The sequence below is a fragment of the Nocardioides acrostichi genome (assembly GCF_015319165.1).
In the GTDB taxonomy this organism is placed as follows: domain Bacteria; phylum Actinomycetota; class Actinomycetes; order Propionibacteriales; family Nocardioidaceae; genus Nocardioides; species Nocardioides acrostichi.
The window spans coordinates 664,381-689,380 of the sequence record NZ_JADIVZ010000001.1 but is presented as its reverse complement, the minus strand read 5'-3'; the positions used below and the strand labels follow the sequence as shown (position 1 = coordinate 689,380).

22 protein-coding genes are annotated in these 25,000 nt (G+C 71.3%); 5 read left to right on the top strand and 17 right to left on the bottom strand.

The window, feature by feature from the left end; genetic code table 11:
• The first annotated feature begins 65 nt into the window (after positions 1-65).
• Positions 66-1,037: a hypothetical protein gene (locus tag ISG29_RS03280; protein ID WP_194501886.1), complete on the top strand. Its 972-nt coding sequence runs from the start codon at positions 66-68 to the stop codon at positions 1,035-1,037.
• A 19-nt stretch (positions 1,038-1,056) separates the two neighbouring features.
• On the opposite strand, the gene ISG29_RS03275 is transcribed toward ISG29_RS03280, so the two are convergent.
• The 6 genes from ISG29_RS03275 to ISG29_RS03250 form a co-directional block, all read right to left on the bottom strand.
• Positions 1,057-1,218, bottom strand: a complete 162-nt coding sequence (locus tag ISG29_RS03275) for a hypothetical protein (RefSeq protein WP_194501885.1) — start codon at positions 1,216-1,218, stop codon at positions 1,057-1,059.
• Positions 1,219-1,317: 99 nt separating this feature from the next.
• Positions 1,318-1,545 carry a hypothetical protein gene (locus tag ISG29_RS03270; RefSeq protein ID WP_194502296.1) on the bottom strand — a complete coding sequence of 76 codons (228 nt, stop codon included), beginning with the start codon at positions 1,543-1,545 and terminating at the stop codon, positions 1,318-1,320.
• Positions 1,546-1,554: 9 nt separating this feature from the next.
• On the bottom strand, positions 1,555-1,719 hold the full coding sequence (locus ISG29_RS03265; protein WP_194501884.1) for a hypothetical protein: 165 nt from the start codon (positions 1,717-1,719) through the stop codon (positions 1,555-1,557).
• Between the two features lie 104 nt (positions 1,720-1,823).
• Positions 1,824-2,147: a WhiB family transcriptional regulator gene (locus tag ISG29_RS03260; RefSeq protein WP_194501883.1), complete on the bottom strand. Its 324-nt coding sequence runs from the start codon at positions 2,145-2,147 to the stop codon at positions 1,824-1,826.
• Positions 2,148-2,337: 190 nt separating this feature from the next.
• Complete coding sequence (locus ISG29_RS03255; protein WP_194501882.1) at positions 2,338-2,562, bottom strand: hypothetical protein; 225 nt, start codon at positions 2,560-2,562, stop codon at positions 2,338-2,340.
• Between the two features lie 127 nt (positions 2,563-2,689).
• On the bottom strand, positions 2,690-4,798 hold the full coding sequence (locus ISG29_RS03250; RefSeq protein WP_194501881.1) for an ATP-dependent helicase: 2,109 nt from the start codon (positions 4,796-4,798) through the stop codon (positions 2,690-2,692).
• Between the two features lie 120 nt (positions 4,799-4,918).
• Between ISG29_RS03250 and ISG29_RS03245 the strand changes: the two genes are divergently transcribed.
• Positions 4,919-5,161 carry a mycoredoxin gene (locus tag ISG29_RS03245; RefSeq protein ID WP_194501880.1) on the top strand — a complete coding sequence of 81 codons (243 nt, stop codon included), beginning with the start codon at positions 4,919-4,921 and terminating at the stop codon, positions 5,159-5,161.
• Between the two features lie 114 nt (positions 5,162-5,275).
• Here ISG29_RS03245 and nudC read toward each other — a convergent pair whose 3' ends face one another.
• From nudC to moeZ, 9 genes are all read right to left on the bottom strand, one after another.
• A complete protein-coding gene (nudC, locus tag ISG29_RS03240) occupies positions 5,276-6,187 on the bottom strand; it encodes an NAD(+) diphosphatase (protein WP_194501879.1) in 912 nt (303 codons plus the stop codon).
• Positions 6,184-9,402 carry an ATP-dependent DNA helicase gene (locus ISG29_RS03235; RefSeq protein ID WP_328827774.1) on the bottom strand — a complete coding sequence of 1,073 codons (3,219 nt, stop codon included), beginning with the start codon at positions 9,400-9,402 and terminating at the stop codon, positions 6,184-6,186. The genes nudC and ISG29_RS03235 overlap by 4 nt, the downstream gene beginning before the upstream one ends.
• Complete coding sequence (locus tag ISG29_RS03230; RefSeq protein WP_194501878.1) at positions 9,399-12,674, bottom strand: ATP-dependent helicase; 3,276 nt, start codon at positions 12,672-12,674, stop codon at positions 9,399-9,401. The genes ISG29_RS03235 and ISG29_RS03230 overlap by 4 nt, the downstream gene beginning before the upstream one ends.
• A gap of 50 nt (positions 12,675-12,724) precedes the next feature.
• Positions 12,725-13,165 carry a cupin domain-containing protein gene (locus ISG29_RS03225; protein ID WP_328827771.1) on the bottom strand — a complete coding sequence of 147 codons (441 nt, stop codon included), beginning with the start codon at positions 13,163-13,165 and terminating at the stop codon, positions 12,725-12,727.
• Positions 13,162-13,842 carry a lysophospholipid acyltransferase family protein gene (locus ISG29_RS03220; RefSeq protein WP_194501877.1) on the bottom strand — a complete coding sequence of 227 codons (681 nt, stop codon included), beginning with the start codon at positions 13,840-13,842 and terminating at the stop codon, positions 13,162-13,164. Before ISG29_RS03220 ends, ISG29_RS03225 begins: the two co-directional genes overlap by 4 nt.
• Before the next feature lie 62 nt (positions 13,843-13,904).
• On the bottom strand, positions 13,905-15,461 hold the full coding sequence (locus tag ISG29_RS21500; protein WP_194501876.1) for a PP2C family protein-serine/threonine phosphatase: 1,557 nt from the start codon (positions 15,459-15,461) through the stop codon (positions 13,905-13,907).
• A gap of 217 nt (positions 15,462-15,678) precedes the next feature.
• A complete protein-coding gene (locus ISG29_RS03210) occupies positions 15,679-15,996 on the bottom strand; it encodes an MGMT family protein (RefSeq protein WP_194501875.1) in 318 nt (105 codons plus the stop codon).
• Between the two features lie 116 nt (positions 15,997-16,112).
• The gene (locus ISG29_RS03205; RefSeq protein WP_194501874.1) at positions 16,113-16,997 is read right to left on the bottom strand and encodes a serine protease family protein; all 885 of its coding nucleotides are present in this window, start codon (positions 16,995-16,997) and stop codon (positions 16,113-16,115) included.
• Positions 16,998-17,119: 122 nt separating this feature from the next.
• Positions 17,120-18,331 carry an adenylyltransferase/sulfurtransferase MoeZ gene (gene moeZ, locus ISG29_RS03200; RefSeq protein WP_328827768.1) on the bottom strand — a complete coding sequence of 404 codons (1,212 nt, stop codon included), beginning with the start codon at positions 18,329-18,331 and terminating at the stop codon, positions 17,120-17,122.
• A gap of 274 nt (positions 18,332-18,605) precedes the next feature.
• Between moeZ and ISG29_RS03195 the strand changes: the two genes are divergently transcribed.
• Together ISG29_RS03195 and ISG29_RS03190 are read left to right on the top strand one after the other, a co-directional pair.
• Positions 18,606-19,208 carry a TetR/AcrR family transcriptional regulator gene (locus tag ISG29_RS03195; protein WP_194502259.1) on the top strand — a complete coding sequence of 201 codons (603 nt, stop codon included), beginning with the start codon at positions 18,606-18,608 and terminating at the stop codon, positions 19,206-19,208.
• A gap of 63 nt (positions 19,209-19,271) precedes the next feature.
• Positions 19,272-19,493 carry a DUF3107 domain-containing protein gene (locus ISG29_RS03190; protein ID WP_194501872.1) on the top strand — a complete coding sequence of 74 codons (222 nt, stop codon included), beginning with the start codon at positions 19,272-19,274 and terminating at the stop codon, positions 19,491-19,493.
• A gap of 131 nt (positions 19,494-19,624) precedes the next feature.
• On the opposite strand, the gene ISG29_RS03185 is transcribed toward ISG29_RS03190, so the two are convergent.
• A complete protein-coding gene (locus ISG29_RS03185; RefSeq protein ID WP_194501871.1) occupies positions 19,625-20,338 on the bottom strand; it encodes a ferritin-like fold-containing protein in 714 nt (237 codons plus the stop codon).
• A gap of 234 nt (positions 20,339-20,572) precedes the next feature.
• Between ISG29_RS03185 and ISG29_RS03180 the strand changes: the two genes are divergently transcribed.
• Positions 20,573-22,093, top strand: coding sequence for a DEAD/DEAH box helicase (locus ISG29_RS03180; RefSeq protein ID WP_328827765.1), 1,521 nt, complete (start codon positions 20,573-20,575; stop codon positions 22,091-22,093).
• A gap of 172 nt (positions 22,094-22,265) precedes the next feature.
• On the opposite strand, the gene polA is transcribed toward ISG29_RS03180, so the two are convergent.
• Positions 22,266-24,980: a DNA polymerase I gene (polA, locus tag ISG29_RS03175; RefSeq protein WP_328827761.1), complete on the bottom strand. Its 2,715-nt coding sequence runs from the start codon at positions 24,978-24,980 to the stop codon at positions 22,266-22,268.
• Between the last annotated feature and the right edge of the window lie 20 nt (positions 24,981-25,000).

The following is a 25,000-nucleotide window of genomic DNA, read 5'->3' as shown; positions in this document are numbered from 1 at the left end:
CAGTTGCGTGGGCTGCCTGTGGATAGCCGCCGCGGCTCAGCACCGGGAGCGGGTACACCAGAGGCGTGTCGCTCCATGCCTCCGAGACCTCCCAGACATCCGAGAACCCACAGCGAGACCGGTTGCCCGGTCATCCCACCCTCGTTCCCGGCACCGAGGTGATGCGTCGCGATGGCGACCACCTCCAGGTGGGGTTCGAGCAGTCTCGACGACTGACGCTGATCGATTCCGACGAGATCCGCTGGCTTCTCGCCCGACTGGAAGCACCCGAGGGCTCGCCCCTCGGTCTCGAGGATCTCTCGCACGTGCAGGCCCGGGCCCTGGTGCGGCTGCACGAGCGGGGCCTGCTGGCCGACTCCCGCCTGTTGGCCGCCACCAGCACCGCGGCCGCCTCACGCCCGGGTGCGCCTCTCACCGTGGGTTCGGTCTTCGCCCGGGAGCCGGCGAGTGCGGTCCCCCGGATGCTCTCCCGGTTCCGGGGCGAGGTGTGGGTCACGGGAGCGGAGGCCGCATGCTCCGGAGCCGGCCTGGCGTCGGTGGTCCACCTGCTCGACGAGGCGCTGGTCGGTGTCGTGCGACTGGTCGCCCTCGACGCCGTGGCGAGTGCCCCCTCGAAGGCTTCCCCGCCCGACCTGGTCGTCTGGGCCGGTGACCGGGAACCACGCCGCGAGGTCTTCGACGAGCTCCTCCGGCACGACGTCCCCCACCTCGTGGTCCGCGACGAGGTCGACCGTGCCGTCGTCGGCCCGTTCTGCCTGCCGGGCGTCACCGCCTGTCTGCGATGCCTCGATGCCCAGCGCACCGCCATCGACCCCGCGCACCCCCTGGTGCTCGAGCAGCACGCACGCGGCACTGCGCGGCGCCCGGCCGATCCGGTGCTCCGTCACCTGGCCCAGGCCTGGGCGGTACGCGACGTGATCGCCTGGCTGGACGGCGAGACACCGACCACCTGGTCGGCGACCGTCACCTTGTCGGCCACGGGCGCGCCGGTCGTCGTGTCGGCGCCGCTGAACCCGGAGTGCGGGTGTTCGTGGTGAGCGGGCCTCGTGCCGAGGCTCACCAGTACTCGGAGTCGAGCTTGCCCTCCATCGAACGCACGTGGGTGCGCGAGCATTCGGTGCAGAACATCTGTTGGCGGCCGTGCTCGACGGCGGTCGACCAGGTGAGCAGTCGTCCGGGATCCTCCTCGGTGCGTCCGCAGAAGTCGCAGCTGGCCATGGCGGCATCGTAGGCCGCGCACGCGAACGGAGCCGGGACACGGCTCCGACGAGCGTCGGATCGTGCCCCGGCTCCGGGGAGGCTCACCTGCGGTTCGGATCAGACGATCCGCGCCAGGGCGAGCCGGGCCTGCGAAGCGGCAGCCTCCGCCTTGCGGCTGAGTCGCCGAGCGCGAGCCAACTGATGGCCGCGCCGCAGTGCTTGCGCCTCTCCCAGGCGCGCGGCCATTTGCGCACGCGCCAGGTCTTCGTTGAGTAGTGACATCTGCTTGCTCCGGTTCGCTACGAGGTGGTGTGTGGTGTGGGTTCGCTCGGCCACGGTGGTCACGTCAGTGGCTCACAAGGCCCGAGCGAGGGCGAGGCGGGCGCGCTGGGCGGTCCGCTCGGCCTTGCGGTGGAAGCGCTGGGCGCGAACGAGCTCGTGGTCTCGCCTGCGCTGGGCGGCATCGGTCAGTCGCGCGTCGAGGTGCGCGCGAGCGTGGGTCTCGGTGTTCGGGGTCATGGAGGTCGTCTCTCTCGGTGGTGGTGTCGGTGGTGATGGGGCGAAGTGCTGCCGGACCAGGACCGGTCGCTGCTCGTCGACCGGACGTGGAGGCGGTGCCGGGGTCAGGCCGCCTCGGGGCGCGGGTGCTTCCGCGGGCGGCCCCGCGGCCGCTTACGCGGGATCACGACGCCTTGGAGAAACAGCTCGCCGCCCCACACGCCCCACGGCTCGCGCCGCTCGAGGGCGCCGGTGAGGCAGAGGCTGCGCACGGGGCAGTCGAGGCAGAGGGCCTTCGCCGCCTCGACGTCGGCCGGCGACTCGGCGAACCACAGCTCGGGGTTGTTGACCCGGCAGGGCATCGACGTGTCGTCGGCGCGTTCCATCTCGTCGTGAAGCTGCCCGAGGGTCGGCTCGGTCTCCTGGCGGTCGAGAACGCTGGTTGTCATCGGTATGTCACCTCCTCGGTTCGGCTCGGTCTTCTCGTGGTGGACCTGGGTGGGTGTCGGTCTGGTCACGTGAGTCCTGTGTCTCGGTCGTGCTCGGTGGTCTGCTGTGCGAAAGGCCCTTGAGAAACACGAAGGCCGCGGATCCCTGGTTCGGGATTCCGCGGCCTGGAGGCTGCCGATGACTGTCGTGTCAACAGATCGGTGGTCTCCAGGCCCGGTCACCCGGGAAGTGCGCGACGGCGGTGCCGCCCTTGACGGACTCGATGCCGCCCTGGCGATCGCGCACATCGGCGCCCGTGGTCCGGGCGCTGACCGGGGAGGTCAGCGGGAGGTAAGCGCAGATGGGCATGACGACGCCGCGGTCGGCAGCGAGCAGCTGCGGGGCCGTGGTGGTCTCGTTCGTGATGCTGTTCATCGGTGCTCACCTCCTTCGGGTGGTCGGGCGCCGGACCGTGCCAGGGTCCGTGGTGCGCGAGTATTTGCTTGGCTCAAGCAAAGTACTCGGGTCGATCGCAGGCAGCAAATTCTTTTCCGGAGTTTCTCTATTCTTTTTCTCCCGACCCGCATCCGCCCACCACGGCGAGCACCTCGTCGCCGTACTTCTCGAGTTTGGAGCGGCCCACTCCGCTGATCGCCAATAGGGCCTGGTCGGTGGTCGGGGCGACCTCGGCGACCAACTGCAAGGTGGCGTCGGTGAACACGACGAAGGCGGGCACGCTGTCGGCGTCCGCGCGCTGTTTGCGCCACGCGCGCAGGCGCTCGAAGAGTGCCTCGTCGTAGGAAGCCGGACAGTCCGCGCAGCGGGCCTGCTTCTTCTCCCGAGCCGTGCCCAGCGGACGGCCGCACTCGCGGCAGGTCAGTGCCTTGTGCTGACGGTTGCGCCGGCCGCCACCCAACTCTGGGCGGGCATCGGCGGGCAACAGGGAGTCCAAGAACCGGGACGGCTTGCGCGAGGCACGCCCGCCCGGGTTGCGGGCCAGCGCCCACGAGAGGTGCAGATCGCGGCGCGCCCGGGTGACGCCGACGTAGAGCAACCGACGCTCCTCCTCGATCGCCTGCGCGGTCGTGGCGTAGGTGATCGGGAGGGTGCCGTCGTGCAGGCCACAGCAGAAGACGGCGTCCCACTCGAGCCCCTTCGCCGCGTGAAAGGTGGCCAGCGTGACCCCTTCGGCGACCGGTGCGTGCTGCTCGGCGGCTCGGCGGTCGAGCTCGGCGACGAAGCCGGAGCGCGGATCCTCGAGTTGGGCGCCCTCGCCGGAGAGGTACTCCTCGGCCTGATCGACCAGAGCTTGCCAGGACTCCCACCGGTCGCGCGTCTGGCCGCGGGTCTCGGGCGGACGCGAGGTCCAGCCCATGCCGGCCAGGGTCGAGCGCACGATCTCCATGAGATCCTCACCCTCACCGCCGCGCACGGCGCCGCGGATGCGGGTGACCGCCTCGCGCACCTCGGGCCGATCGAAGAAGCGTGCCGCGCCGCGGATGACGTAGGGCAGGCCGCGGGCGGCGAGTGCCTCCTCGAACGCCTCGGACTGAGCGTTGATCCGGAACAGCACCGCGACCTCGGAGAGCGCATGCCCTTGGTCGCGCAGAGCCAGGATGCGGGCGGCGGTGGCCTCGGCCTCCTCGACCTCGTCGGGGTGGGAGGAGAACCGCACTGCCGGGCCGCTCTCCCGCACCGCCCGTAGCGACACCCCAGCGCTCGGGGTGCCCTCGAGCAGTCCGTTGGCCGTGGTGACCACCTGCGGTGTCGAGCGGTAGTTGCGCACGAGCTCGACCGAGGTGGTGCCGGAGTACTTGCGGGCGAAGTCACGCAGGTAGGAGGCGTCGGCGCCAGCGAAGGAGTAGATGGTCTGAGCGGGATCCCCCACCACGCAGATCTCGTCGCGGCCACCCAGCCAGAGCTCCAACAGGGCGGACTGCAGTGGCGAGACGTCTTGGAACTCGTCGACCACGAACCACTTGTACTGTCGGCGGACGGCGGCCGCCACACGCTCCTCCTCGGCCAGGAGGCCGGCCGTCAGGAGCAGCACGTCCTCCATGTCCATGCGCGACTCGTCGCGCTTGAGGTTCTCGTAGGAGTCGAAGAGGCGCGCCACGTGTTCGTCGTCGAGGCCGTTGACGCTGCCGGAACGATGACGACGCGCCGCCACACGCGCGTACTCCTCGGGAGCGACGTTGGAGACCTTGGCCCACTCGACCTCGGCCGCGAGGTCGCGCAGTTGCGCCTGGTCGAGCCGGGTGCGCTGCGCGCGAGCGGCGCCCGCCAACAGCGGGATCTTGGACTCGGTGAGGCGCGGCAGCTCCGTACCGTGCACGGACGGCCAGAAGTAGCGCAGCTGGCGCAGGGCTGCGGAGTGGAAGGTGCGCGCCTGCACGCCGCCGGCACCGAGACCGCGCAGCCGCTGACGCATCTCCCCCGCGGCTCGCGTCGTGAAGGTCACGGCCAGCACCTCGGTAGGTGCATAGGTGCCCGTGGCGACTCCGTGCGCGATGCGGTGCGTGATGGCGCGCGTCTTGCCCGTGCCGGCACCGGCCAGCACCCGCACCGGGCCCCGAAGCGCCTCGGCCACCTGCCGCTGCTCGGGATCGAGGGCGTCGAGCAGAGCGCGGGCGTCGGGCGGGGCGGTCGGGCCGGCAGCAGGGGTCGTCATCGTCGGACCAGACTAGGGCGACCCACCGACAGCGGCCGGGTCGGCTCGGGGAACATCCAGGCCCGGGTCGTCGTTGCGCCGGACGGACCAACACCCGACTCAGCGAAGGACGACGTGCGGATGAGCTTCACGATGTACTCCACCCCCTGGTGCGGCTACTGTCACCGCCTCAAGGGACAGCTCGAGCGTGAGGGCATCGCCTTCGAGGTCGTCGACATCGAGCAGCAGCCCGAGGCCGCCCAGATCGTCGAGAAGGTCAACCACGGCAACCAGACCGTGCCCACCCTCGTCTACTCCGACGGCTCGGCCCAGACCAACCCCTCCATCGCCCAGGTCAAGGAGAAGCTCGCCGCCCTGGCGTGAGACCTGTCCACAGGTCTGCTGTGGACAAGTCGGATGCCGATTGGTCCCAAACGTGGGCTTCAACGGCCCTGGGAGTGCAGTTCTCGACCAAACGTGGGCTACGGGCTGGAGCCGTCACCACTGACCGGGCAGCGGACCGCCGTACCAGTGCTCGATCAGGGAGCGGCTGATCGAGACGCCTCCGGGCAGCACGAGGGACCCGGCCTCGGCCTCGGCGCGCATCTGCTCGCGGGTGAACCAGCGGGCGTCCGCGATCTCGTGCTCGTCGACCTCGATCGTCTCGGTCTCGGCGCGTGCGTGGAAGCCGAGCATCAGGCTGGCCGGCATCGGCCAGGGCTGGTTGCCGAAGTAGCGGACCTCACCCACCACGACGCCGGTCTCCTCGGCGACCTCGCGGCGCACGGCGTCCTCGAGCGACTCCCCAGGCTCGCAGAAGCCCGCCAGTGAGGAGTACCGGTGCTCGGGCCAGGCAGCATTGCGCCCCAGCAGGCAGGTCTCGTCGGGCGCGCCGGGCTCGCCGCGGGTGACGACCATGATCACGGCCGGGTCGGTGCGGGGGAACTGGGAGCGGCCGCACCGAGAGCATCTGAGCTCGTGTCCCGCCTTCTGCGGCTCCAACCCGCCTCCGCAGCGGGGGCAGAACTTCGTGGCGAACAGCCACTCCGCCATGCCGAGGGCGTGGAAGGCCAGCGGTGCCTCGCGCACCGCGACGTCGTCGTCGAGTGCAGGGAGCAGTCCCCGCAGCGGGAGCCAGCCGTCCTCGACGCGGGCCGATCGGCCCTCGGTGACGACGGCGAACCAGGCCGCGCCGTCCTGCTCCCCCAGCAGCAGCCGCAGTCCGTCGGGGGCATCGGCCGGCGAGGTCCACACCAACCGGCCATCGAGCGGTCGCGCCCGGCTGCCGCGCACCTCCAGAACCCGGGACGCCGGGTCGGCCCACCGAGCTCTCAGCCAGTCGTCGTCGCCACGCCGCAGTCCGAGGCGGTCGTGCGGATCGGCGGCCAGCTGTTCGTGGGCGTAGGTCACGGCTCCGACGGTAGCGCCAGCAGTTGCTCGAGCCCCGCCCGGTCGGGCAATCCCTCGGGCCGCACGAGATCGCCGGTGCGCACGTAGTAGAACGCGGCGCGGACCCGCTCGACCGGAACTCCGACGAGTTCGGCCCAGGCGGTGCGATAGAGCGCCAGCTGAAGCGGGTCGGCGTCAAAGGTGCGGTTGGTCTTCCAGTCCACGACGAGGAAGCCGCCGTCGGGCTCGGCGTAGACGGCGTCGATGCGCCCGCGCACGACCTGCCCGCCCAGCACCAGCGAGAACGCGGCCTCGACGCGGTGAGGCACGCGGCTCGCGAACGGCCCGGACTCGAAGGTCGAGATGAGCTCTCGGAGATCCTGCTCGTCGTCGATGCCGGCATCGCCACGGCCGGGCAGGTCGTCGGGGTCGAAGAGATCCTGCTGCCCGAACCGGGCCTCGACCCAGGCGTGGAAGCGGGTACCGAACCGAGCGGCGGACGACGGCGCGCGCGGCATGGGTCTGGCCAGCTCGGCCGCGAAGCCCTCGGGGTCGTCACGCAGCCGGGCCATCGAGGTCGCCGAGAGGGTGCCGGGCAGTTCGACCACCCGCTCCTCGTCGCGGTCGGCCCGCGCCTCGGCCAACAGCCGGTCGAGCTCGGCGTCCCACTCGGCGACCCGCGCGGCCTCGATCATGTCGAGCCCTTCGTCGAGCGCACCCGGTTGCGCGGCACGCACCATCGCGGCCGCGGAGAGCCGTCGTTCACGCTCAGCCCCCACGCCGCTCCGCGGCCACGGACGCGACGGGTCGACCGCGTCGTAGGGGTTGGCATCGCCCCTGGCCGGACGCTCCAGCCACGGGTCGGCAGACTCGCCCCACGCGCCCAGTTGCTCGACGACGGTGCGCTGGTAGGCCGACGGGCCGAACGGAGTGGCGCGCTCGGTCCAACAGAACGAGGTGACCGAGAGCCGGTGCGCGGCCCGCGTGACCGCGACATAGCCCAGACGCAGCTCCTCCTCGGCGTCGTGGGCGCGGGTCTCGGCGCGGTAGGCGTCGAGCGCCGCCTTGTCGTACCCGGCGAGCTGGGGCTGGTCGGCCCGGTCGCCCCGCAGTGGCGCGGGCAGCACGGCCGGCGAGGAGGTCCACAACGTACGGGAGCGGTTGGAGGGAAACCTCGTCTCGCACACCCCGACCAAGAACACCGAGGACCACTCCAGACCCTTGGAGCGGTGCACCGTGAGCAGCTTCACCGAGTCGGCCTCGGTAGGCGTGGCCACGTCGAGTCCGTTGCCCTGATCATCCTCGGCCGTCAGGTAGGCCAGCAGGGCCGCCAGCGACACGTCGCCGTCGACGGCCTGGAAGTCGGCCACGGCCTTGACGAAGAGATCGAGGTTGTCGCGCCGAGCCTCCGCCGCCGGGCTGACCGCCGAGGCCAGCTCGACGTCGATACCGGTGGTGTCGATGATGCGACGGACGATGTCGAGCAACGGCTCGCCCACCACGCCACGGAGCATGCGCAGCTCCCCGGCCAGCAGGCCGAACCGGACCCGCGCCTCCTCGGAGTAGGGCAACTCACCGGGGTCGGCGAGCGCGTCGTCCAGCGAGGGCACCTCGGCGGGGTCGACGCCGTCGGCGATGCCGACGAGCTGGTCGAGCACCGAGGCGGAATCGACCCGACCCTGGACGCCGGCGATCTGCTGGGCACGTCGCGCCAACAGCCGCAGGTCGCGCACGCCCACGGCCCAGCGCGGCCCGGTGAGCAGGGTCAGGAGTGCGTCGTTCGCGGTGAGGTCGTGCAGCAAGGTGAGCACGGCGACGACCTCGGCCACCTCGGGCAGCCGGAGCAGCCCGGAGAGACCCACGATCTCGACGGGGATGCCGGCATCGGTGAGCGCGTCGAAGACGTCTTCGGCATGGGCGTTGTCGCGCGTCAGCACCCCGATGCCCGACCAAGGCGTGCCGGAGCGGTAGGTGGCCTGCACCTCGTCGGCGAGCCAGGCCAGCTCGTCGGCTTGGCGCTCGTACACGCCCGCGGTCACCTGACCGGGCTCCGCGCCGGGTGCGGCGTCGAGAGGCCGCACCTGTGGGTACTTCGCGAGCAGCGGCTCGGCGAGGCGGTTGGCCAGCGTGAGGATGCGGTGGTCGGAACGCCGGTTGACCGTGAGCGGGTAGGTCGCCACCTGCTCCCCGGGTGCCGCCGGGAAGGTGTCGGCGACGCCGAGGATGTTCGACACCGAGGCGCCGCGCCAACCGTAGATCGCCTGGTTGGGGTCACCCACCGCCGTGACGGCGTGACCGCGACCACCGGCCACGTCGGATCCGGAGAACAGCCGGCCCAGCATCAGGGCCTGCGCCACCGACGTGTCCTGGTACTCGTCGAGGAGCACCACCCGGTACTTCGCGCGCTCGGCGGCGCCGACCTCGATTCGTTCGGCGGCCAGCCGCGCCCCCAGCTCGATCTGGTCGGAGAAGTCCATGAGCCCGAGGTCGGCCTTGAGCCGCCGGTACCCCAAGACCAGGCCGAGCAGCTCGCCTCGCCGATCGATCGCGTGGAGCGCCTTCTCGATCGCCTCGCAGTAGGTCTTGCGCGCCTTGCCGGCGCGCTCGGCCTCCAGCGCGGCCGCGAACCCGCGCCGCGCCTCCGCGTCCACGCGCCGGACGTCGTCGGCGGCGGCGAGATGCTCGCTCATCGCGCCGTCGAGAGCCAGCAGGTTCTGGATGACGGTCGGCGGATGGTCGGAGAGCGCTTGGACCGCGCCGGTCCACGCGTCGACCACACGGGCACCCAACTGGTACCGAGCGGCGTCCGTGACGACCCGGGTGTCGGGCTCGTGCCCGATGAGCAGCCCGTGCTCGGAGAGCAGGTCGGAGGCGTAGGCGTTGTACGTCAGCACCGTGGGCTCCAGCGCCTCCTCGTGCTCCTCGCCGTCGGCGGGCAGGTCGGCGGAGTCCGAGAGGGCGCCGGCCTCGCTCAGGGCATCGCGGATGCGATGGCGCAGCTCGCTGGCCGCCTTCGTGGTGAACGTCAGACCCAGCACCTGCTCGGGCCGCACCTGCCCGGTCAGCACCAGGTACACCACCCGTGCGGCCATCAGAGTCGTCTTGCCCGAGCCGGCACCGGCGATGACGACGCCGGGCGCCAACGGTGCCGAGATCGCCGCCCACTGCTGCTCGCTGGGTGCGTAGTCGGTTCCCATCGCCCGCTGGAGGTCGGCCGGGGAGTCGATGCGAGTCACTGGTCGACCACCGATCCGGCCGACTTGATGGGACACACGGGCACGAAGGGGCAGTCGCGGCAGTGCTGCCCGGCCAGGGCGGGGAAGCTCTCCTGGCGCAGCATCACCGCGGCCCGCTGGAGGCGGGTGTGCAGTTCGATGCGCGCGAGCCCGTCGTCGGGCTGGACGTCTTGGTGCTGGACCACGGGGTACTCCCCGGCGTCCTCGAGACCGAGTTGCACGAGCTCGGCGCCGCCGGCCTCGGCCGGTACGACCGCGTCGCCGAGGTCGGCCACCAGCGGCTCCACGGCGCCGCGATCGACCGCGAGCTGGTAGAGGCCGAGCTGGAGGTGCTGCTGCACGGCCTTGCCGCTCGGCGCGCTGCGCCCGGTCTTGAGGTCGACGACGATCACCCGGCCGTCGCGGTCGAGCTCGAGGCGATCGGCGTAGCCGATCAGCCGCACACGCTCGCCGTCGGGTAGCCCGACAACGGTGTCGAACCGAGACTCCGTGCCGATGAGGCTGCGCTTGTTGTCGTGGTGCCACACCAAGAACCTCGCCAGGGCCGCCTCGATGCGCGTGTGCTCACGCGCCCTCGACCACGGCGTGCGGAACTCCAGCCGACCCCAGACCGCGTCGACCTGCTCCATCAGCAGCGCGACATCGTCGGGGCCGGCGGGGAGGTCGCCGCTCGAGACCCGCTCGGCCAGGGCATGCACGAGCTGGCCGAGGTTGGCGGATTGGTGCGACCGCACGATGCCGCCCGCCTCCGACCCGAGGAACCACCGGGTCGGACAGACGCCGAGCGCCTCGAGAGCGCTCGCCGAGACCGGTACCGGCTGCGCGGGATCGCGCACCGGTTCGGCCGACAGCGACGCCCCGCGGGTGCCCCACCAGCTCGCGGGGTCGGCCTGCGGTACCAGCTGACGGCTGGCACCGGCCTGGCCCACGTGCTCACCCGCCAGCCGGGCCAGTCGACGCGCCGCGGCCTCGCGCAAGGCCGGGGCGACCGCGGGATCGGCGACCGTGCGCCGCAGTTCGGCCACGAGCCCCGACATGGAGAGCGGACGCTTCGGGCGTCCGATGTGGTGCGCGACCGCGACGCCGAGCTCGGAGAGGAAGCGCGAGGGCTGCTCGCCCTCGTCGTCGGCCGCCGCCACGGCGGTGACGAACAACTGCTCGCGGGCGCGGGTGCAGGCCACGTAGAACAGCCGCCTCTCCTCGGCGAGCAGCTCGCGCGCCGAGACCGGCGGCACCAGACCGTCGGTGCCGATCCGGTCGGCACCCAGCAAGGTGGCACGCCGCCGAAGGTCGGGCCACGCCTCCTGCTGAACGTGGGCGACCACGACCAGGCGCCACTCCAGCCCCTTCGACCGATGCGCCGTGAGCAGCCGAACGGCGGATCCTCGGGCGCCGCGCTCGGCCAAGGTGTCGGCCGGGATCTGCTGCGCCGCCAGCGACTCCAGGAACGGGCGCGCCCCCAGGTGATCGGCGTTCTCCTGGGCCCGAGCGGCGACCTCGAACAGCGCGCAGACAGCGTCGAGGTCGCGGTGTGCCCGCCGCGCGGCTCCCCCGCCCTGGTCGATGCCGCGGCGCAACCGGGCCGGCCAGCCGGTACCGGACCACAGTGACCACAGCACCTGCTCGGCGCTGGCCCCATGCTCCAACGCCCGGCGGGCCTCGTGCAGCAGCGCGGCGAGGTCGGCGGCGCGCACCACCTCGGGCGCATCGGCGTCGTCGACCTCGGCCCGGAGCTCCCGCAGCACCTCGACGTCGGTGACTGCGGCCCGCACGAGATCCCGCGAGGTGCGCGGCGTGCGGGCCTCGACGTGAGCCCGCTCCTTCTCCCGGGTGCGCAGCCGTCGCGCCAGACGCCGGACGTCGCCGGCATCGAGCCCACCGAGCGGACCCGTCAGCAGCGCCTCGGCCCGGGCACCGCCCACGTGGTCGACGTGCTCGGGATCGTCGTTGTCGAGGTTGACCACCGCTCGCAGCGCCTCGAGCAGCGGCAACACGGCCGGGTCGCGTACCAGCGGCACCTCATCGCTCGCCACCTCGACGGGCACGCCCGCGGCTCCCAGCGCGCGCCGCAGCGGCGGGATGCTGGCTCGCCCCGAGCGCACCAGTACCGCCATCTCGTGCCACGCGACGCCGCGCTCGAGGTGGGCGCGGCGCAGCAGGTCGGCCAGGTGCTCGGCCTCGGCACGCTCGGTGTCGAAGGTGAGCACCTCGACGCGCCCCTCGCCGTGGGCTCCGCCGGCGGCCACCGGCGCGAGGAAGGCGGCGCGGGCCGAGGCGTCGATGCTGCCGGGCAGGCCGATGCGCCCGGCCACCCGCTGCGAGGCGACGAGCAGCCGCGGGCCGAAGCGCCGGGTCGTGCGCAACGCCACGACCGGAGCCGGCGCGCCGTCGCTGCGCGGGAAGACCGTGGGGAACTCGAGGATGCCCCGCACCTCGGCCCCGCGGAAGGCGTAGATCGACTGGTGTGGATCGCCCACGGCGACGAGGTCGCGGCCGTCGCCGGCCAGGGCCGCCAGCAGAGCGACCTGACCCGGATCGGTGTCTTGGTACTCGTCGACGAACACGTGCGTGAGTCGCGCGCGCAGCTCGTCGCGGTGGGTCTGCGCCTCGATGACGGCCCGCCGGATCAGGTCGGGGTAGTCGGTGGCGCCCTGGGAGTCGAGATTGGTCAGGTAGGAGTCCAGGAAGAGCCCGGCGGCGACCAGTTCCGGCGCCCCGTGCTCGCGCCCGAGGTCAGCCAGCTCTGGCCCGTCGAGCCCCTTCTCGCGCGCCCTCGAGAGCACCGCCGCGACCTCACGGGCGAAACCCCGGGTGCCGAGGGCACGGCCTAGAGCCTCCGGCCAACGCACCGACTCGGGTGCGTCGGTGAGCAGCTCGCGGAGCACCACGTCGGCCTCCGGAGCGCTGAGCAGGCGCAGGGGTGCCGCGTAGAGCTCCGCGGGCGCGAACTCGCGGATCAGGCCGTAGGCGAAGGAGTGGAAGGTGCTGCTCAGGGTGGTGCCCAGAGTTCGACCCAGCCGTGCGGTCACCCGGTCGCGTAGCTGTTCGGCGGCCTTGCGCGAGAACGTCAGGGCCAACACCTGCTCGGGCCCAACGCCCGCCTCGATGCGGGCCACGATCGCCTCGACCAGGGTGGTGGTCTTGCCGGTGCCGGGCCCCGCCAGCACGAGCAGCGGCCCGCCGGAGTGGTCGACCACCGCCCGCTGGTCGTCGTCGAGCACCGGCGTCTCGCCGGCGGCCACGGGGCGCCGCAGACGGTAGTGGGTGGGCATGTGCCCATCTCATCACCAGGCACCGACAGCGGTCGGCCCGGCGGGCAGGTTCAGGGAGCGGCCAGCTCGAAGTCCTCGAAGTCGAAGCCGGGTGCCACGACACAGCTCACGAGCGCGTCGTGCGCCACCGGCACCGTGCGCTGCCACACACCTGCCGGCACCAGGGCCTGCGGTTGCTGGCCACGGGCGGTATCGACACCGAGCCTGACCTGCTCGACCGGCTCTCCCCCGGGCCCGGACGGCGCGTCCCCCGCGCCTGCGAGCTCGAGCAGCACGGTGCCCACGTGGGCCATCCACAGCTCGTCGGACGCCACGCGGTGCCACGCCGAGGACTCCCCGGCGGGCAGCAGGAAGAGGATGGCGGTAGCGCAGGCCCGGCGGCGTCCGTCGTCGAGGTCGGCGGGCACCGGGGCGCGCCACGTCTCGCGGTACCACCCGCCTTCGGGATGCGGTCGCATGCCGAGCGCTGTGGCGAGGGCCGGCACGCTCACGAGGCGGACCGCTCGTTGTAGACGCCCGCGAGCTCCTGACCGCTGAGTCCGGCGATGGCAGTCATGATCTCGTCGGTGAGCATTCTGCGGGCCTTGCCCAGCGCCAGGCCCGCGAAGCGGTCGTCCACCTCGATGGGGGCACCGAAGCGGACGCTCACGTCGGCGAGGCGCGGGAGGCGGGAGCCCACGGGCTGGATGTGCTGGGTTCCCGTCAGGCCCACGGGCACCACCGGTACCCCTGCCGTGAGTGCGAGGTGCGCTACGCCTGTGCGTCCGCGGTAGAGGCGACCGTCGCGCGAGCGGGTGCCCTCGGGGTACAGCCCGAACGCCTCGCCGCGCGCCAGTACCGCGAGCGCGGTGTCGAGGCTCCCCAGAGCCGCCCGCGGGTCGTCGCGATCGACCGGCAGCATGCCCAGACCCTGGAACCAGGCACGCTGGAGTGCCCCGGAGGCACCGGTACCGGTGAAGTAGTCCGACTTCGCGAGGAAGACGACCTTGCGGGGCACCACCACGGGGATGACCACGGAGTCGACGAACGAGAGGTGGTTACTGGCCAGCAACACCCCACCGGTCGCCGGTACGTGCTCGAGCCCGGAGATCTCCGGCCGCCAGAGCGCGCGCGCCAGCGGGGGCACGACGGCGTGCAGGGCGCGGTAGAGCCGGTCGGGTTCGGGCACGCGACCAGTCTGTCGGTTACCCGCGGGTCAGCCGATCCGTTGCCCGCGAGAGGTGTCTCACGTCAACCCGTCGACCCGCGCACCGCGAGCAGCACGATGTCGTCGTCGTGGGCGTAGGCCTGCGCCGAGGCCGCCGCCAGCACGCGGTCGCAGAGCTCGTCGGGGCCGATTCCGGCCAAGGAGGAGACGATCCCGGTCAACCAGCGCAGACCGACGTCGATGTCCTGATCGCGTCGTTCCACGAGTCCGTCGGTGTAGAGCAGCACGAGGTCGCCGGGTGCGAGCTCGACCCGGTGGTCGCGCCGACGCATCGCCGGATCGACACCGAGCAGGACGTCGGGAGTGTCCTCGAGCAACTCGGTCCTACCGTCGCGGCGCAGCAGTACCGGTGGTGGATGTCCCGCGTTGGCCCAGTGCACCAGATGTCCGTCGGGGCCGGCCTCCTCCAGTACGGCCATGACGGCCGTCGCCATCTCGTCGACGCCGAGGGAGTCCATCGCGTGGTCGAGGTCGCGCAGCACCTCCGAGGGCAGGGAGAGCCGGCCCGCGAAGGCCACCCCCCGGGCGAGGTTGCGCAGCTGGGCCATCGCGGCGGCGGCGTCCTGGTCGTGACCGGCCACGTCACCCACCATCACTGCGATGGCGCCGTCTGGCATCGGGTAGGCGTCGTACCAGTCGCCGCCGACGCGCGCCACATTCGAGGCAGGGTGGTAGCGGACGGCGACTTCGAGCCCCAGGCCGGCGGCGGGCCGGCTGAGCAGGCTGCGCTGGAGCGCCTCGGAGAGCTGCCGTTCGGATGCGTGCGCCGCCTGGCTGTCGAGGGCCACACCCACCGCCGCACCCACGGCGTCGGCGTAGGCGTGGTAGTCGGCGTCGAGGCGCGTGTGGGGGTCGGTGCGCGCGACCAGGTGCCAACGACCCGCCTCGGGGTGCTTGAGCGGCACCGCGATGGCCAGGGCGACACCCTCCCCGGCCTCGGGGCTGCGGGAGTCGTCGGTCAGACCGGGCGCGAGGGCGACCTTGAGAAGGTGGCCTCCCTCCATCACGACCTGCGGCACCAGCTCGGTGAGGTCGTCTCGCGCCGTGAAGTCGCTCAGGCTGGCCGAGATCCGTGCGAGATCGTGGTCGCGGCTGCGTCGGAGCACCTGCCGGGTCGTCTCACTGGCGATGAGCGCCACGCCGCGGGGGGCGCCCTCCCGGCTCTCGGAGCACACCGGCGAGCAGGAGAAGGTGAACCAGCAGTTCTCGATGATCTCCGAGCGCCGCAGTCGAATGTGCTCGTCCTCGGTCCAGGTGCCCTCGCACGTGGTGAGGGCCTCCTCGACCGCAGGTCGGATGACGCCCCACGCCTCGCCGAGGATCTCCGGTCCCGGGTTGCCCAGCGCCACCTGGCCCTGCCCGGGCTCGAGCAGCTGCGCGAACGCCTGGTTGTAGAGCACGGTGTGCTCCTCGCCCCAGATCAGGGCCGCCACGAATCGCGTCGAGAGCACCAGATCGAGGGCCGCCGTCAGCTCAGCCGGCCAGGTGTCGGGGCGTCCCAACGGGGTACGCTCCCACTCGACCAACGGGTAGGTGCCAGCCGCCCAGCCACCCGCAGGCACCCAGGGCCGCGCGCTCACCGGCGCTCCCGGCGGCGCAGACGGCGCGGACTGTTCAGGCCGTCCGTGAGGGCGTACATTGAAAGTCGGGGGGAAACGTGTCGAGGGGACGCCGTCGATACGAGGCCGATGTGGTGTCCGTGCGCCGCGTGAGCCGTGTTCCTTCCAGGGACACGGTCGGTGTGGGCGTTGCTCAGGCCAGCCCCCCGGCCGCATCGTGTCTGCCGGCCGTGTCCCGTCACCGTGGTGCCCCCGCGTCGAGCGGATCCCAGAACGCCCGCGGCATGTCGATCCGGCCGTTGGCCCGTCGCGGCGTGTGCTCGCGTCGGTACTGCTCGTCGGCACGGTGGTCGTGACTGGGCGGCAAGCTGCCGTCGGCGCGCACGACCCGCCACCACGGAACGCCGGCCCCGTGCTCGGCCATCACTGCCCCGACCCGCCGCGGGCCGTACCGACCCACGGCGGCCGCGATCGCGCCGTAGGTCGTGACATGACCGGCGGGGACGTGCTCGACCAGGCCGAGCACGTCCTCGAGCCAGTCCTCGGGGTGTCGCACGTGGTGATCCTCTCAGCAAGTGCCCATCGCGCGCGCCTAGACCGAAGTCGTCTCACACGCAGACCGACGCACCCGATGCGCGGTCATCGGGTGCGTCGGTAGGTGAGAGCTCGGGCTCAGCCGATCGGCGAGCCCGAGAAGGCCTCGGTGCCCTCGACCAGGTCGAGGCCGCTGATGCCGCTGTTCTGCTGGGCATAGGCGAGCTCACGGGCCAGATCACCGATGTTGTTGGACGCCGGGAGCGGTGCCAGGCCCAGGGTCGAGAGGACGCCGATGGCCTTGCCGTCGGCGGAGAGGAAGCCCGAGCCCGAGTCACCGGGGATGCCCGGGGTCACGGTGTACAGCGGGTGCGACCAGCCGTCGTCGGCCGGGTCGTCGCCGAGGCTGATGCCCGTGTGTGGCGAGAGCGCGGAGAGACCGGCCCGCAGCGAGGAGTTGCCGTAGGTGTAGACCTGGTCGCCTGCAGCGGTGCCGTCGGTGTCGATCCCGGTCGGTCCGCCCCAGAACGGCACGCTCGGGTTCACCTTGGACACGTCGGCGGCGTCGACCTTCACCAGCGCGAGGTCGTTGTAGGCGCACGCATTCGCGTCCTTCTCGCCGTTCTTCTGCATCGTCAACCACGAGGAGTACGCCAGCGTGCCCCGACCGAGGACGGTGCCGTTGCTGATCAGGCTGCCACCCTCGTTGAAGGTCACCTTGGTGCCGAGCGGCAGCGAGTCGGTGTCGCAGCCGTTGGTATCGGTCGAGGAGCCCTGGCCGGCGCAGTGCGCGGCGTAGCCCACGTAGGTGTTGCCGGCGCCGTCGGTGTAGACGAAGTTCGCCGTGCACTGGGCACCGTCGGTGTACATCATCGTGCCGGGCGTGATCGTCGCCTGGTCGGCTGGGGCCCAGCGCGACGCCGCTTGTGTCGGTGCCGAGGTGGCTGCCGTCGCGCCCACGAGGGCGGCTCCGGCCAGGGCGGTCGCGGCGAGAATGCGGGTGGTGCGGGTACGGGCGCTCATGAGCGGGTGAACCTCCGGGTGATCTGGACGTCGTCGCCTGACCAACGACGACGATCACCCGGAGTTACGTCCGCGTAGCCCACTTGGGCTATGCCGGGACTACGCCGGCGCCCCTGCCCGCCTCAGTAGGACGGCTGACTCGGGTCGATCTGGTTCACCCAGGCGACCACCCCGCCGCCGACGTGCACGGCGTCGGAGTAGCCGGCGCCCTTGAGCACCGCCAGCGCCTCCGCCGAGCGCACGCCCGACTTGCAGTGCAGCACCACGGGCGTGTCCTGCGGCAGCTGCTCGAACGCGTTGCCGTTGAGGAACTCGCCCTTGGGGATGAGCACGGAGCCCGGGATCTTGTTGATCTCGTACTCGTTGGGCTCGCGAACGTCGACGAGGGTGAAGCTGCGGCTCCCCTCGTCGCGCTCCTTGAGCATGTGCTCGAGCTCGGTCACCGAGATGGTCGAACCCGCAGCGGCGTCGGCGGCGTCCTCGGAGATCGCGCCGCAGAAGGAGTCGTAGTCGATGAGGCCGGTGACATCGGCGTTCTCGCCGCAGAGGCGGCAGTTCGGGTCCTTGCGCACCTTCAGCGTGCGCCAGGTCAGTTCGAGGGCGTCGTAGATGACGAGCTTGCCGATCGCGGGGTCGCCGGCTCCGGTGATGAGCTTGATGGCCTCGTTCACCTGGATCGAGCCGATCGAGGCGCACAGCACGCCCAGGACGCCGCCCTCCGCGCAGCTCGGGACCATGCCGGGCGGCGGGGGCTCGGGGTAGAGGCAGCGGTAGCACGGCGCGTCGTCCACGAGCGTCGGCGCGAAGACCGACGCCTGTCCGTCGAAGCGGTAGATCGAGCCCCACACGTAGGGGATGCCGAGGAAGTACGCGGCGTCGTTGACCATGTAGCGGGTCGCGAAGTTGTCGGTGCCGTCGACGATCAGGTCGTAGCCCTCGAACACCTCCATGACGTTGTCGTTGTCGAGGCGGCCCTCGTGCACGATGACGTCGACCAGCGGGTTGGTCTCCGCGATCGACTCCTTGGCCGAGACCGCCTTCGACTTCCCGATGTCGGACTGCCCGTGGATGATCTGGCGCTGGAGGTTCGACTCGTCGACCTCGTCGAACTCCGCGATGCCCAGCGTGCCCACACCGGCGGCAGCCAGGTACATCAGGGCCGGGCTGCCCAGACCGCCGGCTCCGATGACCAGCACCTTCGCGTTCTTGAGCCGCTTCTGCCCGGTCATCCCGACGTCGGGGATGATCAGGTGCCGGCTGTAGCGCCGCACCTCGTCGGTGGTGAGCTCGGCGGCGGGCTCCACGAGAGCCTCGATGGTCCCAGGGGTCGTCACGGCTGGCTCCTCGGTTCTGATGCGTGCTGGATGGTCGATCTCGTCCAACATCGCACGCACCGCCGCTGTTCCCCACCACGTCCCGGCATGCGGACCCGACATCCGCACGGACGTGCGTCGCGTAGGTGACTCAGGAGTAGGCTTCGCGACCTGCGCGGTCACGACGGCTGCGCCGGGGAGCGGGTGGTGTGCGGCCACCGGCCAAGCCCGACAACGTGGAGGAGCAAGGGTGTCCGCTGGACAGATCGACGTCGAACGACCGCGCGGCGGTCGTATGCCCCGCCGCGAGCGGCGCGCGCAGTTGCTGGAGTCGGCCCTGCAGGTGTTCGTCGCCCAGGGCTACCACGCTGCCGCGATGGACGACATCGCCGAACGAGCCGGCGTCTCCAAGCCCGTGCTCTACCAGCACTTCCCCGGCAAGCTCGACCTCTACCTGGCGCTGCTCGACACCTCGTGCGACACGATCATCGACAACTGCCGCGAGGCCCTGGAGTCGACCGACGACAACAAGCGCCGTGTCGAGGCCACGATGGACGTCTTCTACTCCTACGTCGCCCAGGACACCGGCGCCTTCCGGCTGGTCTTCGAGTCCGACCTCACCAGCGAGCCGGCGGTCCGCGAACAGGTCGACCGCGTCACCCGCGAGTGCGCGAGCCTGATCGCCGGCGTCATCGAGGACGACACCGGCCTCCCGGCAGAGGCGTCGCGGCTGCTCGCGGTGTCGCTGGTAGGAATGGCGCAGGTGAGTGCGCGGTTCTGGCTCACCGAGGCGGGCGGCATCTCTCGCGATGACGCCGGCAGCCTGGTGGCCGGACTGGCCTGGCGTGGCATCGGTGGGTACCCCCGCACCGACGACGCCCGGCCCGACGACCACTGAGCCGCGCCGGCCGCCGCACGTCCGCCGTCCCTGACGAACCCGACCACGAAGGAGCGCCCACGCATGGAGATCAAGATCGGCATCCAGCAGGCACCCCGCGAGCTGAGCGTCGACGCCGACATCGCGACCGACGACCTCCACCAGCAGATCGCCGAGGCTGTGTCCTCGGGCGGCCTGCTCAGCCTGACCGACACCAAGGGCCGCACCATCGTCGTGCCGGGCGGGAAGATCGCCTACATCGAGGTCGGCTCGACCGCGGTCGGAACGGTCGGCTTCCGGAGCTGATGGCGCCCTCTCCCGGCTGCCGGACCCCCGCTCCGTCGGGGGTCTCGCCGGACTGACGCCGGCAGTTCGCCGGCGCCTGGCGCTCGGTACGGGTCAGTGAGCCCGAGCCGCGGTTCGCGTGATCGCGCGCGTCACGAGTCGAGCCCGAGTTCGGCCATCCGGCCGGTGTGACGCTTGGTGATGCGGGTGAACATCCGCCCGATCTCGGCGAGGTCCAGGCCTGGGCGGTCGACGCCGCCGGCCAGGAGTCCCGAGAGCTCGTCGCGGTCGGCCACCACCCGTTGCGCCTGGATCAGCGCCTCGCCCATGAGGCGCCGGCCCCACAACGCGAGGCGGCCGCCCAGGCGGGGCTCGGAGGCGATGCCCGCGCGAACGCGCTCGACCGTGAAGGCGGCGTGACCGGTGTCTTCGAGCGTGCCGACGACCAGACTGCGCGTCTCGGCGTCGAGAAAGCCCGCGATCTCACGGTAAAAGTCGTTGGCGAGGCCGTCGCCCACGAACGCTTTCACCAGCCCCTCGTACCAGTCGGCGGGCGCGGTGTTCGCATGGAACTGGTCGACCGGCGTGCGGAACGGCGCCATCGCCTCGAACGGCTCGGCGCCCAGGCTGGTGAGCCTCTCGAACAGCGCCGCCACCTTGCCGAACTCCGCCGCTGCCATGCCGGCGATGGCCACCTGGTCGGCGAGGGAGGGCGCCAGCTTGGCGTCGTCGGCCAGCCGCTCGAACGCCGAGATCTCGCCGTACGCGATGGCACCCAGCAGGTCGATCACGGCGTCGCGGTAGACGGGGTCGTCGAGCCCGGCCTCCGACTCGCTCGAGGGTGTCTGCTCGCCGGAATCGTTCATGTCGGCACCCTAGTGGGTAGCATGGCTGGCGAGACGGGCCGCCCGCGACCCGCGTGGCCGACTCCCGTCGGCCACCAGCGGAGCACCGAACGCCCGTCGGTATGTGCGCGGCAGACGCGTGTGCGAGTTCTGGATCCCCGCGAGTCGGAGCCGCCGGTCGGCCGCAGACCTACGACACGTTCCAGGCCGGCCGCGCCAGGCCGGCTCGCGCCAATCCAAGAGAGCAGACATCACGTGACCACGTTCCGAGAGCTCGGGGTGCTCCCCGAGATCTGCGACGCGCTCGAGCGCGCCGGCATCACGACCCCCTTCGCCATCCAGGAGATGACCCTCTCGGTCGCCCTGATGGGTACCGACCTCATCGGCCAGGCCCGCACGGGCACCGGCAAGACCCTCGCCTTCGGCATCCCCGTCCTGCAGCGCAGCGTCGCCCCCGGCGACGCCGACTACGCCGAGCTGCCGCAGGGCAAGCCGCAGGCGCTCATCGTCGCGCCGACCCGCGAGCTGGCCCTCCAGGTCTCCGGCGACCTCGCTCTCGCGGGCGCCGACCGCGGCCTGCGCGTTCTCACCGTCTACGGCGGCGTCGGCTACGAGCCGCAGCTCGACGCTCTCACTGCGGGTGTCGACGTCGTCGTCGGCACGCCCGGCCGCCTCATCGACCTCGCCAACCGCAAGGCCCTCGACCTCTCCCACGTGCACGCCGTCGTGCTCGACGAGGCCGACGAGATGCTCGACCTCGGCTTCCTCCCCGATGTCGAGAAGATCATGCGGATGACGCCCGAGACCCGCCAGACCATGCTGTTCTCGGCCACGATGCCCTCGGCCATCGTCTCGCTGGCGCGCATGTACATGCGTCACCCGATGAACATCCGGGCCGAGGCGTCGTACGAGAACGCCACCGTGCCCGCGACGTCGCAGTTCATCTACCAGGCCCACGACCTCGACAAGCCCGAGATCATCGGTCGCGTGCTGCAGGCCGACGACGCCGAGAAGATCATCGTCTTCACCCGCACGAAGCGTCAGGCGCAGCGCGTGGCCGACGACCTGGCCGAGCGCGGCTTCGCCGCCAGCCCGCTGCACGGCGACATGGCCCAGGTGGCGCGCGAGAAGGCACTGACGAAGTTCCGCGACGACAAGCTGCGCGTGCTGGTCGCTACCGACGTCGCGGCGCGCGGCATCGACGTGCGCGGCGTCTCGCACGTCATCAACTACACCTGCCCCGAGGACGACAAGACCTACGTGCACCGCATCGGCCGCACCGGTCGAGCCGGCGCCACGGGCACGGCCATCACCCTGGTCGACTGGCAGGATCTGCACCGGTGGAAGCTCATCAACAAGGCGCTCGACCTGCCCTTCGACGAGCCGGCCGAGACCTACTCGACCTCACCGGAGCTCTACCACGATCTCGGCATCCCGACGGGCACCAAGGGGCGGATCAAGGATCCGGCGCCCCGTGAGCGCAGCGACGGGGGTGGCGAGAGGGGCGGCGAGCGCAGCGCTGACTCGGCGGGCTCCAACCGGCCTCCCCGCAAGCGCAACCGGAACCGGACGCGTACCCGCAGCCGCAGCGGCGAGGTCGTGGCCACCTCCATCACCGACAGCGAGGGCCAGAAGGTGGTCGCCGACAGCGACGAGCGAGCCTCCGGCTCGTCGTCGGGCGCTGCCAACGGTCGCAACCGGCGTCGCCGCCGCTCCCGCAGCGGCCAGGGTTCCTCGGGTTCCTCCACCACGCAGAGCCAGCCGCAGGAGGGCTGACCCGGCGCCAGTTTTCAATTGACCTGCCACGAACTTTCACCGGGTAACGAAGACGTGGCAGGTCACCCGAAAACTCGTGGCAGGTCACCCGAAAACTCGTGGCAGGTCACCTGAAAACTCGTGGCAGGTCACCTGAAAACTCGTGGCAGGTCACCTGGAAACTGATGGCAGGTCAGTGGGCCGCGTCGTGCCAGGAATGACCGGTGCCGACGGACACGTCGAGAGGCACGGTCAACTCGGCCGCGCCGGCCATCTGCTCACGCACGAGGGCTTCGAGGGAGTCCCGCTCCCCCGGAGCCACCTCGAGCACCAGTTCGTCGTGCACCTGCAGCAGCATCCGTGAGGCGAGGCCCTGCGCCTCGATCTCGGCCTGCACGTGCAGCATCGCGATCTTGATGAGATCGGCGGCCGAACCCTGGATGGGCGCGTTGAGGGCCATCCGTTCGGCCATCTCACGCCGCTGCCGGTTGTCGCTGGTGAGATCGGGCAGGTAGCGGCGGCGTCCGCGGATGGTCTCGGTGTAGCCGGAGCGACGCGCCTCGTCGACGATGCCGCCCAGGTAGTCGCGCACGCCACCGAAAGTCTCGAAGTACTCGTCCATCAGGTCGCGCGCCTCGGCCGGCTCGATGCCCAGCTGCTGGGAGAGACCGTAGGCCGAGAGCCCGTAGGCCAGTCCGTAGTTCATCGCCTTGATCTTCGCGCGCTCCTCGGTGCCGATCTGATCGGCCGGCAGGTCGAAGACCCGAGCCGCGGTGATGGAGTGGAAGTCCTGGCCGGAGCGGAAGGCCTCGATGAGGCCGGTGTCGTCGGAGAGGTGCGCCATGATGCGCATCTCGATCTGGCTGTAGTCGGCGGTCATCAGCGACTCGTAGCCGGCGCCGACGACGAAGCCCTCGCGGATGCGACGCCCGGCGGCGGTGCGGATGGGGATGTTCTGGAGATTCGGCTCGGTGCTCGAGAGGCGCCCGGTGGCGGCGATCGTCTGGTTGAACGTGGTGTGGATGCGACCGTCGGGGGCCACGGTCTTGAGGAGCCCCTCGATGGTCTGCCGCAGCCGGATCACGTCGCGGTGCCGCAGCAGGTGCAGCAGGAACGGGTGCTCTGTCTTGACGTAGAGACTCTGGAGCGCGTCGGCGTCGGTGGTGTAGCCGGTCTTGGTGCGCTTGGTCTTCGGCATGTCCAGCTCGTCGAAGAGCACCACCTGGAGCTGCTTGGGCGAGCCGAGATTGATCTCCTTGCCGATGACGGCGTACGCGTCGTCGGCCGCCTGGCGTACCTCGGTGGCGAACTCGCCCTCCAACGCCTCCAGGTGAGCGGCGTCGACCGCGATGCCGGTGTGCTCGAGCCGTCCGAGCAGGTGCACCAACGGCAGCTCGACCTCGGCGAGCAGCTCGGTGCCGCCGTGCTCGGCGACCGCCTCGTCGAGTGCCTCGGCCAGGTCGAGCACGGCCCGGGCGTGCAGCATCGCCGTGTCGGCAGCCTCGTCGCCGGCGTCGCCGTCCAGGCCGTCGAGACTGAGCTGACCCTGGTCGTCGCCACCCTGCCTCAACTCTCGCTTGAGGTAGCGCACGGTCAGGTCGGCCAAGTCGTAGGAGCGCTGGTCGGGTCGGACGAGGTACGCAGCCAGCGCGGTGTCGCTCACGAGCCCGGCGAGGGACCAGCCGCGGGCGGCCAACGCGTGGGACTGCCCCTTGGCGTCGTGCATGACCTTGGTCGGGCCGGCGTCGGCGAACCAGGCGGCCAGGGCCTGGTCGTCGTCGGGGCTGACCGTGGTGGTGTCGAGGAAGGCGGCCGTGCCGTCGGCGGCCGCCAGGGCGATCGACCACGCCTCGGCGGAGCCGCCGCGCCAGGTGCCCTGCACCATGACTCCGGTGCGGGTGCCGGGCGCCGCGTGCTCGGCGAGCCAGGCCTCGACATCGCCCGGCGCCAGGCGGCGTCCGGACATCTCGAACCCGGAGTCGTCGATCTCCTCCTCCGAGGAGAGGCTCTCGAAGAGCCGGTCGCGCAGCACCCGGAACTCCAGGCCGTCGAAGAGGGTGTGCACGGCCTGACGGTCCCAGGGCCGCAGCGCGAGGTCTCGAGGGCCCAGCTCGAGGTCGAGGTCGCGTACGAGAGCATTGAGCCGGCGGTTGCGCATGACGTCGCCGAGGTGTTCGCGCAGCGACTCGCCCTTCTTGCCGGTGATCTTGTCGGCGTGGGTGATGACGCCCTCGAGATCGTCGTAGGTCTTGAGCCACTTCGCGGCGAACCCCTGCCCCACCCCGGGCACACCGGGCAGGTTGTCGGAGGTCTCGCCCACGATCGCGGCGAGCTCGGGGTACTGGTGCGGGGGCACGCCGTACTTCTCCTCCACCGCCGCGGGCGTCATGCGGGCCAGGTCGGAGACGCCCCTCATGGGGTAGAGCACCGTGGAGCGGTCGGTGACCAACTGGAGCGAGTCGCGGTCGCCGGTGAGGATCAGCACCTCCATGTCGCCCAGGTCGCCGGTCTCGGCGAGCGCCTGGGTGACCAGCGTGGCGATGATGTCGTCGGCCTCGAAGTTCGGCTTCTTCAGATACGGGATGGCGAGGGCGTCGAGCACCTCCTCGATCAGCGGCAGCTGGCTCGAGAACTCACCCGGGGTCTTGTTGCGCTTGGCCTTGTACTCGCTGTACTCCTCGGACCGGAAGGTCTGGCGGGAGATGTCGAAGGCCACCCCGACGTGAGTGGGCTGCTCGTCGCGCAGCACGTTGATGAGCATCGAGGTGAAGCCGTAGACCGCGTTGGTGGGTTGCCCGGTGGTGGTGGAGAAGTTCTCGACCGGAAGCGCGAAGAAGGCACGATAGGCCAACGAGTGGCCGTCGAGCAGGAGCAGTCGTGGCCGGTCCGGAGCAGCGTTCGCAGGCACCCTGCGGACTCTAGCCGCGC

Excerpts from the sequence above, each read along its gene's own strand:
- ISG29_RS03185 (WP_194501871.1), bottom strand. The coding sequence starts at position 20,338 with ATGAACGATTCCGGCGAGCAGACACCCTCGAGCGAGTCGGAGGCCGGG.
- ISG29_RS03245 (WP_194501880.1), top strand. The coding sequence starts at position 4,919 with ATGAGCTTCACGATGTACTCCACCCCCTGGTGCGGCTACTGTCACCGC.
- ISG29_RS03195 (WP_194502259.1), top strand. The coding sequence starts at position 18,606 with ATGCCCCGCCGCGAGCGGCGCGCGCAGTTGCTGGAGTCGGCCCTGCAG.
- ISG29_RS03230 (WP_194501878.1), bottom strand. The coding sequence starts at position 12,674 with ATGCCCACCCACTACCGTCTGCGGCGCCCCGTGGCCGCCGGCGAGACG.
- ISG29_RS03255 (WP_194501882.1), bottom strand. The coding sequence starts at position 2,562 with ATGAACAGCATCACGAACGAGACCACCACGGCCCCGCAGCTGCTCGCT.
- ISG29_RS03275 (WP_194501885.1), bottom strand. The coding sequence starts at position 1,218 with ATGGCCAGCTGCGACTTCTGCGGACGCACCGAGGAGGATCCCGGACGA.
- ISG29_RS03260 (WP_194501883.1), bottom strand. The coding sequence starts at position 2,147 with ATGACAACCAGCGTTCTCGACCGCCAGGAGACCGAGCCGACCCTCGGG.
- ISG29_RS03190 (WP_194501872.1), top strand. The coding sequence starts at position 19,272 with ATGGAGATCAAGATCGGCATCCAGCAGGCACCCCGCGAGCTGAGCGTC.
- ISG29_RS03250 (WP_194501881.1), bottom strand. The coding sequence starts at position 4,798 with ATGACGACCCCTGCTGCCGGCCCGACCGCCCCGCCCGACGCCCGCGCT.
- ISG29_RS03205 (WP_194501874.1), bottom strand. The coding sequence starts at position 16,997 with ATGAGCGCCCGTACCCGCACCACCCGCATTCTCGCCGCGACCGCCCTG.
- ISG29_RS03265 (WP_194501884.1), bottom strand. The coding sequence starts at position 1,719 with ATGACCCCGAACACCGAGACCCACGCTCGCGCGCACCTCGACGCGCGA.